Raw genomic sequence first — 12,027 nt, forward strand, 5'->3', positions numbered from 1 at the left:
GCCTTGTTCTAACCGGCCTGGTCCATCACCATATAGCCGACGCCGCGCACGGTATGCAGGTTGATGTCGGCGCCCAGCGATCCCAGCTTCTTGCGGAGGCGCGAGACCAGCACTTCGAGCGCGTTGGAACCGACCTCGTCGCTGAAACTGTAAAGTCCCTCCTCGATGGCGCCGCGGCTCACCACCTTGCCCGGGCGGCGCAGCAGGATCTCCATCAGCGCCAGTTCGCGCCGCGTCAGGGTCGCGGTACGGCCTTCGATCAGGAAGCTGGGCCCGGCCGTATCCAGGCAGATATTGCCCAAGGTCAGCTGCACGCCCAGGGCGGCGCCGGGGCGGCGCAGCAATGCCTTCACCCGGGCCACCAGCTCCTCCATCGCGAAGGGCTTGGCGAGGTAATCGTCGGCTCCCGCATTGAGGCCGCCGACCCGGTCCGAGAGCCCGTCGCGGGCGGTCAGGATCAGGACCGGCGTGCGGTCGCCCGCCGTCCTTCGTTCCTTGAGCAGCGTCAGCCCGTCGCCATCCGGCAGGCCCAGATCCAGGATCACCGCATCGAACCGGCTTGCGCCGAAGGCCGCCGCCGCTTCCGTGAAGGTGCCGGCGCGGTCCACGGCAAAACCGGCATCGCCAAGGCCCTTTTCCAGGAATTCGGACAGGCGGTCGTTATCTTCGATGAGCAGCAGGCGCATGGTTCGGCTTTCGGCAGGAATTGGCCTTCTGGCGGCCGCGCGAACCCTAATCTGGTGCGCTGACAGGAACCTGACAAGGCTGGCGGGGTGCCTGCGTCGGAAATTTTCGTGCCAGCGTCGGGACTTAGGTGCTATGCAGCAAGGATGATTGCGAAATTCGACCCGGATCTTCCCATTGCCCCGCTGCTGCCCCAGATCGGCGCCGTTCTCGATTCGGCGTCCAATCTGGTCCTGGAAGCCCCGCCTGGCGCCGGCAAGACCACCCAGGTTCCGCTGGCCCTGCTGGATGCGCCATGGCGCGGCGATGGCAAGATCGTCCTGCTGGAACCCAGGCGCCTGGCCGCGCGGGGTGCGGCCGCGCGCCTCGCGGCGCATCTGGGCGAGACGGTGGGCGAGACGGTGGGCTACCGCGTGCGTCTCGACCGCAGGATCGGGCCGAAGACCCGGATCGAATGCGTCACCACCGGCCTCTTCCTGCGCCAGCTGCAAAGCGATCCGGATCTTGGCGGGGTCGCGGCGCTGGTCTTCGACGAGTTCCACGAACGCAGCCTCGATGCCGACCTCGCCCTGGCCTTCGCTTTGGAGGCGCAGGCGAGCCTGCGCCCGGATCTCCGGCTCCTCGTCATGTCGGCGACACTCGACGGGGCTGCCATCGCGCGCCTCCTGCCGGGTGCAAGGCGGCTGACCAGCGAGGGCCGCGCCTTTCCGGTGGCAACGCATCACCTGGGCGACGACAGCAGCTGGATCGAGAAGCAGATGGCCGCTGCCATCCGCCGCGCGCTCAAGGTGGAAGGGGGCGATATCCTGGCCTTCCTTCCCGGCCTTGCCGAAATCCGCCGTACCGAGCGCGAACTGGGCGGCGTGGATGCGCTGGTACTGCCGCTTCACGGCGACCTGCCCTTGTCCGAACAGGACCGCGCCATCCAGCCGGACAAGGAAGGAAGGCGCAAGATCGTGCTCGCCACCGGCATCGCCGAAAGCTCGCTCACCATCGCCGGCATCCGCATCGTCATCGACAGCGGCCTGCGCCGCGTGGCGCGGTTCGATCCGGCCACGGCCATGACGCGGCTCGTCACTACGAAAGTGTCGCTGGCCAATGCCGACCAGCGCCGCGGCCGCGCCGGGCGCACGGGGCCTGGCACCTGCTATCGCCTGTGGAGCGTCAACAGCGAGCGGGCCCTGCCGCAGCAGCCGGCACCCGAAATCCTCGAGATCGACCTCGCCCCCCTGGCGCTGGAGCTTGCCGCCTGGGGCGTCGAAGATCCGGCGGCACTGGCGCTGCTCGATCCGCCGCCGGCCGCGGCGCTGGCACAGGCGCGCGAATTGCTGCGCGAGCTGGGCGCCCTCGATCCCGCGCGCCGCATCACGGCGCACGGCCGGGCGATGGCGGAACTGGGCTTGCATCCGCGTCTCTCCCACATGCTGCTGGTGGCCAAGGCGCGCAGCCTCGGTGCACTCGCCTGCGACATCGCCGCGATCTTGAGCGAGCGTGACCTCATCGCCGGAATCGGAGCCGGAACCGGACGCAGCGCCGATCTGGGCCAGCGCCTTGAAATGCTGCACGCCGGCGGCGGCGACCGGGTGGCACGCTCCCGCATCCAGCAGGCGGCCAAGGATTGGCGCCGCCAACTGGGCATCGGCTCGGACCGCGACGGCAGCCGCGCGCAGGCCGGCAGCATCGTCGCCCTCGCTTATCCCGACCGGCTGGCGCAGCAGCGCGGCGGTTCCGATAAATCGGGCATGGGCCAGTATCGTCTTGCCTCCGGCCGTGGCGCGGAACTCAATCGCGAGGATCCGCTTTCACGCGAACCTTTCCTCGCCGTGGCGACACTGGATGCCGGGCGGAAATCGGCCCGCATCTATCTTGCCGCCCCCATCGCCCTTGGCGAGATCGAGGCGGATTTTGCCGACCTTATCACCAATTCCGAAACCGTCGCCTGGAATGCGCGCGAAGAAATCGTCGAGGCCAAGCGCGAACGCCGCCTGCTCGCCCTGGTGCTGGAGGAAAAGCCGCTGCCGAAACCGGATGCGGAACGAGTGCGTGCGGCGATGCTGGAAGGAATCCGGCAGATGGGCCTCGGCGTCCTGCCCTGGAACGCCGCCACGAAGACGCTCCGCGCGCGCGTTGCATTCCTGCGCCGCGTGCTGGCCGATGGAAATTGGCCCGACTGGTCGGACGAGGCGCTGCTCGCCAGCCTTTCGGACTGGCTGGCACCCCATCTCGACAATGTCTCGCGCCGCGCGCATCTCGACCGCATCGATCTTCATGCCGCCCTGATGGACAGTCTCGACTGGCAACGGCGCCAGGCGCTGGACCAGATGGCGCCGACGCATCTCGACGTTCCCTCCGGCTCGCGTGTGCCGCTCGACTATGACAGCGGCGACCAGCCGGTCCTTGCCGTGCGGCTCCAGGAGATGTTCGGCGCCACGCAGACGCCGCGCATCGCCGGCGGCCGCGCCACCGTGCTCCTCCATCTCCTCTCGCCGGCGCGCCGCCCGGTCCAGGTGACGCAGGATCTCGCCAGCTTCTGGGCGGGCGCCTACAAGGCCGTGAAGGCCGATCTCAAAGGACAGTATCCCAAGCATTACTGGCCGGACGATCCGCTGGTGGCCGAACCGACGGCACGGGCGAAACCAAGGCCGCGATAGCCAACCGCCCCCACCCAACCCTCCCACCTTCAGGGTGGAGGGTTGGGTGGGGGGCGGCAGCGAAGACTCTCGCCAGTGCGCGCCTATTCCGCCCGCCAATAACGATACCGGTACAATTCGCGCTGCAACCCCATGCCGCGATAGAGCTTCAGTGCGATTTCGTTGTCGGCCGCGACCTGCAGGCAGGCGCCGGCGGCGCCGTGTTCGATGCCCCAGGCCAGCATCGCACCGACCAGACGGCCGGCAAACCCGCGGCCGCGCTGGTGCGGTGCGGTGATGAGGGATTCGACGCAGAGCAGACAATCGTGCAGGGCGGCATAGCCCATCGCCACCATTTCGCCGCTGATATTGAGGGCCATGAACGCAACCGGGATTTCCAGTGCGCCGACGATGGCACGGTAGGTCCGGCATTCTTGCTTCTTGAGATCCTTCATTTCCCACATGCGCGCAAGCCAAGCCTCATCCGGCCGTGCCAGAACCGTCACGTCCGGATCGCGCCGCATCGGCGTTGCTGGCAGATCGCAATAGAGGGTCAGCGTCTCGCCTTCCGCCCGGTAGCCGCGGTCGTGCAACGCGGTTTCCACTTCCGCCGGCAGCATCGACGGCACCCGCACGATGGTGGGCAGGCCGGCGCGTGGGTAGGCGGCCTCGGCCTCCATCAGCATCGGCGCGATGTCATGCGTCATGCGCAGCGGATTGGCCGAATTGCCGCGTCGGCTCAATCCGTCCGAAAAGCGGAACACCCAATCGCCATGGACCTTTTCGTTCAGCGACGGCCAGGCAAGATGGCAGACGCGCTCGACGCGCCAGCAAAATTCGTCGGCATCCACGTTCAATGGTCTCCCGTCTCGCCCGGCGGATTGCCGAAGGCGGGAAAATGCACCAGGTGCCGGACGCTGTGGAACTGCGTCAGCGCCCAGCGCACGGATGGAAAGGCAAGATCCTCCCACGGGATGTCCGCATAGTCGAAGAGGCCCACTTCCAGACTCTCAGGTCCCGCGCTGATGGCGGGATCGACCAGGTGCGCACGGTAGATCAGCTGGACCTGGGAGAGGCGCGGGATGGTATAGGCCGCCAGCAGCGATACGATCTCGATCCTGGCATTGGCCTCTTCCCAGGCTTCACGGGCGGCGCCGATCTCGGCGCTCTCATGCAGTTCCATGAAGCCCGCGGGCAGCGTCCAGAAGCCCCGGCGCGGATTGATGGCGCGCCGGCACAGCAGGATTCGCTCGCCTAAGGTCACCACCGCACCCACCACCACCTTGGGATTTTCGTAGGCGACGAAGCCGCAATCGGCACAGACCTGGCGCAGGCGGTTGTCGCCTTCCGGCACGCGATGTTCGAATTTGGGCTCTTTCGCGTCGGGCATGATCGCCTGCAATTTCACAGTCTGCAATTTCGCAGTCTGCAATTTCGTCATGGCTCGACTGTGGCGGAAGGCGGATGACGCCGCAAGCTTTCCTCGCTTATGTTGCGGCTTCATGCAGCCCGCTTCCCCCGACACGCAAGATGCGACCGATTGGAGCACCGATTTCGGCTCGCCCGAAAAGGCGCGCGCGGCCGGCATGCGCGCGGCCATCGGTGTACCCGCCCTGGTCCTGGGGGCAAGCTATGTGGGATTCGGCGCCTTCGTCCATCAATCCGGCCTTACCCTGATCCAGGGCCTCGCTTCGACCACCACGGGCTGGGCGTTGCCGGGCCAGATCGCCCTCATCGAGATTTTCGCCGTGGGCGGCTCGATCCTGGCCGCCGCCATCGCCGTGGGCCTCGCCAATGCGCGCCTGCTGCCCATGGTGGTGACCTTGCTGCCCATCCTGCGCCAGGGCGAGGGCGGGGCGAATCCGCGCCTCATTCATTATCTGAGCGCGCATTTCATCGCGCTGACCGGCTGGGCCGTCGCCATGCAGCGCGCACCCGATATGCCGCCCGGACAGCGCCTGCCTTTCTTCCTGGGCTTCACCACCGTCATCTGGTCGGCCACCGTCTCTGCGACAGCGCTCGGCTTCTTTCTGGTGGGCGTTCTTCCAGCGCCGGTGACGCTGGGCCTCGTCTTCCTCAACCCGCTCTACTTCATGCTGCTCTTCACCGCCGATCTGATGCGCAAGGAACGCGGCCTGGCCCTTATCCTGGGTGCCGCCCTGGGGCCGCTCTTTCACCTCGTCAGCCCCGATTGGGGGCTGCTCGCCACCGGGCTCATCGGCGGCAGCGTGGCTTTCGCCTTCATCCAGCGGTGGCGGCCATGAACCTGTCGGCCTGGTGGTTCATCCTCGTGGGCGCCCTCGTCACCTATGCCTGGCGCGCGGCCGGTGTCGCCCTTTCCGGAAGGATCGATCCCAATTCGGCGCTGATGCGCTGGACCGCCTGCGTTGCCTATGCGCTGCTGGCCGGCCTCATCGCGCGGCTCATCGTGGCGCCGCAAGGTTCGCTCGGCGAAACGGCGCTCTGGATGCGCCTGGGTGCGGCCGGTGTGGCATTGCTGGTCTATTTTCTACGCCGCCGCTCGATTCCACTGGGCGTCGCCGCCGGCGCCGCCTTCCTGATGGCGATGACGGCACTGTTCCAGGATCAGCCCGCCTTCTCCCCATCCCAATAGCCGCGCAAAGCCGCCATATCGAAGACGCAATCCTCGCTGCGCAAGGCGTTGACGGCCATCTTGTTCGATTGCGGGTAGACGCAGACATCATTGGGATCGCGCGCGCCGATCATCAGATAGCGGCACGGGCCGGTGCCGCTGTTCATGAAGGCATGGCCGACCTTCTGCCCGGCGGGAAAGCAGGCATAATCGCCGGGCTTCATGTCGAAGCTCTCATCGCCCAGGAACAGCCGCACCTCTCCTTCCAGGATCAGCGCATGCTCCTCCTCGACCATATGATAGTGCAAGGGCGCCAGACGCTGCCCGGGTGCCGGTGCCTCGATCAGCATGCCGACCCGGTAATTGGCGCCGACGGCGGCATGGGTCAGGTGCTTGGCGCTGCCGCCGAAGCGCGAATCGATATGCATATCGTCGAACGCGACATCATGCGCCGATATCGGCGGATATGGTTTCACCGCTGCCGCCGGTGCCGTGGCCGGCGCATGCGATGGCGGCGTCACGCCCGGCGGCAGGCCGGTATCTTCTCCGTCCCAATAGCCGCGCGACGCGCCAAGATCGAGAATCCGGTTCTGCCCCAGCGCACGCACCATCACCTTGTTGGAATCCGGATAGATGCAAACCTCGTTCGGATTGCGCTCGCCCACAACGACATAGCGGCAGGTGGCGCCGCTATCGTTGATCAGGCAATGCCCGGCCTTCTGCCCGGCGGGAAAGCAGACATAGGAGCCTTCCCGCATCGGATACCGGTCGTCGCCGATGCGCGCGCTGAGCGCTCCTTCCAGGATGAACACATGTTCCTCCTCGAAGATATGGTAGTGCGCCGGCGCGCTCTGCATGCCTGGCGCCAGTTCCTCGATCGCCACGCCGATGCGGTAATCCATGCCGAGCGCGGCGCGGGTCAGATGCCGATAGCGGCTGGCAAAGCGCGGAATGTCCGAAAATTCCTGCCAGGGGATGACGGCCGACGGTATCGGCCTTGGCATGGTGGGGTGTTGCTGCGACATGCGCCGCGCCTTCCATGAAGATCGGTTTTCAGCGCGATCTTGGACCACGAATATCCGGCCTTCAACAATGCCGTCGACACCGAAGCCCCGTTTCCGCCGCGGGGCAATCGCATATGGCCTTTTGTTACATGTGGCATTTTATAAGTCGTCATCCCCGGGCGAAGACCCGGGGATCCACTGTTGCAGCTGATGGAGTGGATGCCCCGTTTCCGCCGGATCGTTCAAGACCGTGGATGGATATCCCTGCTGAAATGGCGCGATGGAGAATCTAGCCAGCTTCATCGTCGCCGCCGTGGCGCTCACCGGCAGTCCCGGGCCGGCGACACTGGGCCTTGCCGCGGCGGGGGCCGCCTTCGGCCTGCGCCGGGCCTTTCTGCTGATGGTCGGCATCGTCATCGGCGTGATCGCGGTGATGGCGCTCACCGCCAGCGGCGTGGTGGGGCTGGTGCTCGCCCAGCCTCTCCTCGGCACGGCGGTCGCGATATTGGCGGCCCTCTATATGCTCTATCTCGCCTGGCGCATCGCCACGGCGCCGCCGCTCTCCAGCCAGGCGACGGGCGCTGCAACACCCGGACTCGGGCAAGGCGTGTTTCTCGGCCTCGGCAACCCCAAGGCATATGCCGCAATGGCGGCCCTCTTCTCCGGCTTTACGCTGCTGCCGGCAAGCCCCTGGGCCGATGCCGCGGCCAAGGGCGGCGTGGTGACGGCCATCGTCATCCTCGTCAATATCGCCTGGGTCGTGTTGGGGTCGAGCCTCACGCGCCATCTGCACACGCCGCGCCTCGCGCGCGCGATCAACATGCTCTTCGCCCTGGCGCTGGTGGTGTCGGTCGCCCTGACCCTGTTCCTTTAGCGTTTCAACGCCGTGACGCCGGGCAGTTCCTTGCCCTCGAGCCATTCCAGGAACGCACCGCCCGCGGTCGAGATATAGGAGAAATCGTCCTCCGCACCGGCATGGGCCAGGGCGGCCACCGTATCGCCCCCGCCCGCGACCGAGAGCAGCTTCCTCGCCTTCGACAAGGCGGCGGCATGCTTGGCGACGGCGACCGTGCCCTGGTCGAAAGGCTGCGTCTCGAAGGCACCCAGGGGTCCATTCCAGACCAGGGTCTTCGATGAATCGAGATAGCGGTTGATCGCGGCCACCGATTCCGGCCCGACATCCAGGATCATCCGGTCCGCCGGCACGGCCTTCACATCGACGATGCTGCTGGCGGCACCGGCTTTGAATTCGCCGGCCACCACCGCATCGACCGGCAGCACGATGGTGCAATTGGCGGTTTTGGCTTTTTCCAGGATCGCGCGCGCCGTATCGGCAAGGTCGCGCTCGGCCAGCGACTTGCCGACCTCGATCCCTTGCGCGAACAGGAAGGTGTTGGCCATGCCGCCGCCGATCACCAGCCGGTCGACCTTGGTCACCAGATTGCCGAGGAGATCGAGCTTGGTCGATACCTTGGCCCCGCCCACCAGCGCCGTCACCGGACGCTGCGGCTTTTCCAGCGCCGCGGAGAGATGATCCAGCTCCTCCTGCATCAGGCGTCCGGCCGCGGCCGGCAGCAGATGCGCCAATCCCTCCGTCGAGGCATGGGCCCGGTGCGCGCAGGAGAAGGCATCGTTCACGTAAATGTCGCCAAGCCTGGCGAGCGCCGCGGCGAACGCCCTGTCGTTGGTTTCCTCGGCATCGTGGAAGCGGAGATTTTCAAGGAGGGCGACATCGCCATCCCGCAAGGCCGCCACCACATCCTCGGCCGCCTTGCCGATGCAGTCGCCGGCAAAGGCAACCCGTCTGCCCAGAGCCCGCTCCAGGGGGCCCACCAGGGGCTTCAAGGAGAATTCCGGCGCCACCTTGCCCTTCGGGCGGCCGAAATGGGAGAGGATGACGACCCTGGCGCCCTTATCGGCCAGTTCCTTCAATGTCGCCGCCGACCGCTCGATGCGCGTTGCATCCGTCACCTTGCCGTCCTTCATCGGAACGTTGAGGTCGCAGCGCACGAGCACGCGCTTGCCGCTGAGGCTGAGGCTGAGGCTGAGGCTGAGGTCGTCGAGGGTGCGGAACTGAGGCATTGGTTAAGCTTCCCTATCGCTTTCTGGCATACCGGCTGGCGGTTGAGGTGCCATAGACCGGCCGCAATGGCAAGCCGGACGGATCTGGCTTAGGATTCAACCTCGTTCAACCCGAGTCGGACTGAAATGGACTATCTTTCGGCCCTCATCACCGGCGCTTCATCCGGCATCGGCGCCGCCTTCGCCAGGGCCCTGCCGCGCGCCACCGCGTTGCTGCTGCACGGGCGCGACCGCGACCGGCTGAATGCGCTGGCGCAGGAACTGGCCTTGAACGGCCGCCAGGTGCGCACCGTCGTCGCCGACCTCACCGATCCGGAAGGGCGCTATGCCGTCATCGGTGCCGCCGAAAATGCCGGCGTCGATCTCGTCATCAACAATGCCGGCATCGGGCAACTCGGCCGTGTCGTCGACAATTCGGAACTGCGCGAGATGGAGATGGTGCAGGTCAATATCGCCGCACCCGTGGAAATCACGCGCGGGCTCCTGCCCATGCTGCTGCGCCATGCGCATGAGAGCGGCCGGCGCGCCGGCATCGTCAATGTCGCGAGCACCGCGGCCTTCGCGCCGATGCCGCTCTTTGCCACCTATGCCGCCAGCAAGACCTTCCTGCTGAACTATACCGAGGCCCTGGCCGAGGAACTGGCGCAGGAGCCGATAGATGTCCTGGCCTTGTGCCCTGGCGCCACCGATACCCGCTTCTTCGAACGCGCCGGCGCCGGCAATCCGACCATGACGACGATGCACGGCGCCGAACGCGTGGCGCAGGAAGCCTTGCGCGCGCTGGGCCAGGAACGCGTCCATGTGGTTGGCCCCACCAACTACCTGGCCAGCATCGCCATGCGCCTGCTGCCCCGCCGCTTCGTCACCGCCGCCGCCGAGGCGACACTGCAGAAGTGGAAATAGCGGCCCGAACCCCCACCCCGACCCTCTCCCTTCAGGGGGAGGATTGGGTGGGGGTCGCTACCTCCGTCGTTTCAGCAGCACGTAGAGCGCGCCTTCGCCGCCATGTTCGGGGCGGGCTTGCGAGATCGCCAGCACCAGGCGGCGGAAGACCGGCTCGTTGAGCCAGCGCGGGACGTTGGCCTTGAGGATGCCCGATTTCGACTGGGTCATGCCCTTGCCGGTGATGACCAGCAGCTTGCGCTTCTCCTGCGCGAAGGCGCGCTGCAGGAAGCCGAGCAGCGCGTCATGCGCTTCCTCCTGCGTGCGGCCATGGAGGTCGATCTTGCCTTCGATGGGCAGCTGCCCGCGGCGGAACCGCTCGGCCTGGCGCTTGTCGATCCCCGGCATGGCGCCGGGGGCGGGATTGGGGGTGAGCGGCGGCTGGGCCGCGATCTTGGACGATGCCGGCTTCTGGACCGGCGGCGGCCCCTTCGGGGGCGATTTGGGGCGCTTGCCAGGCGGAGAAGGGGTGGGTGGAGAAAGGGCGGCGGGCGCTGCCACGGCCGCCGCGCCGCCCTTCATCGGACTTCTCTTCTTTCGCTTGGGCTTCAGCGGCGCGACCGTGCTGGCGACCGCCTGCCACAAAGCAAGCTCCGCTTCGGAGAGACGCCGCTTGCCCGCCACGTCGGCGCGTTTAGTTGACGGCGCCGGCAGCCTTCTGCGCCTCGGCCTGCTTCAGCATTTCCTCGCGGCGTTCGCGGTACATGGCGACGAAATCGACCGGGTTGATGAGCAGCGGCGGGAAGCCGCCGGCAGCGACCGCATTGGCGATGACCTGGCGGGCGAAGGGGAACAGCAGGCGCGGCGCCTCGATCATGACCAGCGGCAGCACATGCTCCTGCGGCACGCGGCCCAGGCGGAAGAGGCCGGCATATTCGCATTCGGTGAGATAGACGGAGCGCTCGCCGATCTTGGCATCCACCGCCATGAACAGGGTGACTTCGATATCGGGCGGGGTCAGCGGCTTCACGCGTACATCGACCCGGATCATGCCGGTGGGGGCTTCCTTGAGCGCCGAGGGGGTTTCCGCACCCAGCGGGTTCTCGAAGGAAAAGTCCTTCAGGAACTGATGCATAACGACCAAGGCCGGGCCCGCATCGGTGGCATCCTGGGCGCCGTTTCCGGCTTGGGCTGGGTTCTGGTCGGTCATCGCACGCTCCTTGATATCCTGTCTTTCGAAATGGTTGGCGTTCCGCTACCACCCTTTGGCGGGGGAGTGCAACCTGGAACAGCTCGGCTTGACCGGCCGGCGGGCGGCTGCGCAATCTGGTGCCGGGGACGCCAAACGAAGGAAATCGGCAGGATGACCCGCTATGCGATCATCGTCGGCGCCGGCAGTGGCTTGTCCGCTTCCCTGGCGCGTGCGGCCGCGGCCGACGGTTTCAAACTGGTCCTCGTCGCCCGCGACATCGCCAAGCTGGCGCCGCTGGTGGCCGAACTGGGCGCCCGCGCCATGGCCTGCGACGCGTCGGAGGCCGCCGCCGTGGAGCGCCTGTTCGCCGTGGCCGAGCGCGATTTCGGCGTGCCGGAACTCGTCATCTTCAATGCCGGCTACCGCGCCCGCGGCCTCATCGCCGAAATCGACCCGGCCGAGGCGGAGGCCGCCCTGCGCAACAATGCGCTGGCCGGATTCCTCGTCGGCCAGGGTGCCACGCGGGCAATGCTGCCGGCGGCCAAGGGCTCGATCTTCTTCACGGGTGCCACCGCCGGCATCAAGGGCTTCGCCGGTTCGGCCCCCTTCGCCATGGGCAAGTTCGCGCTCCGTGGCCTCGCGCAAAGCATGGCGCGCGAACTTGGCCCCAAGGGCATCCATGTCGCCCATTTCATCATCGATGGCGGCATCGCCGGCACGCGCGGCAGCCGTTCGGCCAATGACGACGATGTCCTGCTCTCGCCGCAAGCGATCGCCGAGACGTATCTCAACGTGCATAAGCAGCATCGCAGTGCCTGGACCCACGAAATCGACTTGCGGCCCTGGAACGAGGCTTTCTGATTTGGGAAGAATCCCCCTGCCCTGAAAGGGGGGCCGCCGATCTCGAACGTATTCCTGGCAAAGCCCGAGCGGACGAAGCCGTTGCGCGTCAAGAGACGT

The 12,027-nt window shown here is 66.8% G+C and carries 13 protein-coding genes; 6 read left to right on the forward strand and 7 right to left on the reverse strand.

Annotation, left to right across the window (positions count from 1 at the left end; genetic code table 11):
- Window positions 1-8 precede the first annotated feature (8 nt).
- Window positions 9-686, reverse strand: coding sequence for a response regulator (locus ACE3TY_RS06990; RefSeq protein WP_374652175.1), 678 nt, complete (start codon window positions 684-686; stop codon window positions 9-11).
- Between the two features lie 144 nt (window positions 687-830).
- Between ACE3TY_RS06990 and hrpB the strand changes: the two genes are divergently transcribed.
- Window positions 831-3,335, forward strand: coding sequence for an ATP-dependent helicase HrpB (gene hrpB, locus ACE3TY_RS06995; RefSeq protein ID WP_374652177.1), 2,505 nt, complete (start codon window positions 831-833; stop codon window positions 3,333-3,335).
- Window positions 3,336-3,418: 83 nt separating this feature from the next.
- On the opposite strand, the gene ACE3TY_RS07000 is transcribed toward hrpB, so the two are convergent.
- On the reverse strand, window positions 3,419-4,165 hold the full coding sequence (locus tag ACE3TY_RS07000; RefSeq protein ID WP_374652179.1) for a GNAT family N-acetyltransferase: 747 nt from the start codon (window positions 4,163-4,165) through the stop codon (window positions 3,419-3,421).
- 2 nt (window positions 4,166-4,167) lie between these two features.
- On the reverse strand, window positions 4,168-4,704 hold the full coding sequence (locus tag ACE3TY_RS07005; protein WP_374652181.1) for an NUDIX domain-containing protein: 537 nt from the start codon (window positions 4,702-4,704) through the stop codon (window positions 4,168-4,170).
- A gap of 112 nt (window positions 4,705-4,816) precedes the next feature.
- Between ACE3TY_RS07005 and ACE3TY_RS07010 the strand changes: the two genes are divergently transcribed.
- Both ACE3TY_RS07010 and ACE3TY_RS07015 read left to right on the forward strand, forming a co-directional pair.
- A complete protein-coding gene (locus ACE3TY_RS07010) occupies window positions 4,817-5,578 on the forward strand; it encodes an AzlC family ABC transporter permease (RefSeq protein ID WP_374652183.1) in 762 nt (253 codons plus the stop codon).
- Window positions 5,575-5,928, forward strand: coding sequence for an AzlD domain-containing protein (locus ACE3TY_RS07015; protein ID WP_374652185.1), 354 nt, complete (start codon window positions 5,575-5,577; stop codon window positions 5,926-5,928). Before ACE3TY_RS07010 ends, ACE3TY_RS07015 begins: the two co-directional genes overlap by 4 nt.
- Here ACE3TY_RS07015 and ACE3TY_RS07020 read toward each other — a convergent pair.
- A complete protein-coding gene (locus tag ACE3TY_RS07020) occupies window positions 5,901-6,932 on the reverse strand; it encodes a cupin domain-containing protein (RefSeq protein ID WP_374652187.1) in 1,032 nt (343 codons plus the stop codon). The two genes, ACE3TY_RS07015 and ACE3TY_RS07020, sit on opposite strands and share 28 nt — an antisense overlap.
- A gap of 259 nt (window positions 6,933-7,191) precedes the next feature.
- Here ACE3TY_RS07020 and ACE3TY_RS07025 point away from each other — a divergent pair, with 259 nt between their 5' ends.
- Window positions 7,192-7,785, forward strand: a complete 594-nt coding sequence (locus ACE3TY_RS07025; RefSeq protein ID WP_374652189.1) for a LysE family translocator — start codon at window positions 7,192-7,194, stop codon at window positions 7,783-7,785.
- On the opposite strand, the gene pgk is transcribed toward ACE3TY_RS07025, so the two are convergent.
- Window positions 7,782-8,993 (reverse strand): phosphoglycerate kinase, encoded by a 1,212-nt coding sequence (pgk, locus tag ACE3TY_RS07030; RefSeq protein WP_374652191.1) that lies wholly within the window; start codon window positions 8,991-8,993, stop codon window positions 7,782-7,784. The genes ACE3TY_RS07025 and pgk overlap by 4 nt on opposite strands.
- Before the next feature lie 126 nt (window positions 8,994-9,119).
- Here pgk and ACE3TY_RS07035 point away from each other — a divergent pair, with 126 nt between their 5' ends.
- Window positions 9,120-9,896 carry an SDR family NAD(P)-dependent oxidoreductase gene (locus ACE3TY_RS07035; protein WP_374652193.1) on the forward strand — a complete coding sequence of 259 codons (777 nt, stop codon included), beginning with the start codon at window positions 9,120-9,122 and terminating at the stop codon, window positions 9,894-9,896.
- 57 nt (window positions 9,897-9,953) lie between these two features.
- Here the strand turns inward: ACE3TY_RS07035 and ACE3TY_RS07040 are convergent, their stop codons facing one another.
- The gene (locus ACE3TY_RS07040) at window positions 9,954-10,559 is read right to left on the reverse strand and encodes a Smr/MutS family protein (protein ID WP_374652195.1); all 606 of its coding nucleotides are present in this window, start codon (window positions 10,557-10,559) and stop codon (window positions 9,954-9,956) included.
- 10 nt (window positions 10,560-10,569) lie between these two features.
- On the reverse strand, window positions 10,570-11,085 hold the full coding sequence (gene secB, locus ACE3TY_RS07045) for a protein-export chaperone SecB (protein ID WP_374652197.1): 516 nt from the start codon (window positions 11,083-11,085) through the stop codon (window positions 10,570-10,572).
- 153 nt (window positions 11,086-11,238) lie between these two features.
- Here secB and ACE3TY_RS07050 point away from each other — a divergent pair, with 153 nt between their 5' ends.
- Window positions 11,239-11,928 (forward strand): SDR family NAD(P)-dependent oxidoreductase, encoded by a 690-nt coding sequence (locus tag ACE3TY_RS07050; RefSeq protein WP_374652199.1) that lies wholly within the window; start codon window positions 11,239-11,241, stop codon window positions 11,926-11,928.
- Window positions 11,929-12,027: the final 99 nt, after the last annotated feature.

Origin of the sequence: Dongia sp., assembly GCF_041918875.1 — a bacterium.
Taxonomy (GTDB): Bacteria; Pseudomonadota; Alphaproteobacteria; order Dongiales; family Dongiaceae; genus Dongia.